The following is a 327-nucleotide window of genomic DNA, read 5'->3' on the forward strand; positions in this document are numbered from 1 at the left end:
GATATCGAAGAAATGGTAACGGTATGCAGCGGTGCGGAGTATTATTGGCAGTTGGCCGATAAGAGTTATACTGCAGCCGATAGTCCGGTAATGATAACCTTGGAAGATGGTAATGGTTGTGAATATACTGCGACATTGACAATCAATGAACACCCGGTCACCGATGATATTGAGGAAGAGGTAACGGTATGCAGCGGTGCGGAGTATTATTGGCAGTTGTCTGATAAGAGCTATACTGCAGCCGATAGTCCGGTGATGATAACTTTGGAGGATGACAATGGCTGTGAGTACATGGCCACACTTACAATAAAAGAAGGCCAACCTTCA

1 protein-coding gene is annotated in these 327 nt (G+C 45.3%); it reads left to right on the forward strand.

Annotated features, from left to right (window positions below):
* Positions 1 to 12 precede the first annotated feature (12 nt).
* Positions 13 to 327: hypothetical protein (locus RM542_RS14835; protein WP_311386533.1), on the forward strand; the 315-nt coding region annotated here is incomplete at its 3' end.

The sequence above is a fragment of the Croceitalea sp. P059 genome (genome assembly GCF_031846365.1).
Taxonomy (GTDB): Bacteria; Bacteroidota; Bacteroidia; order Flavobacteriales; family Flavobacteriaceae; genus Croceitalea; species Croceitalea vernalis.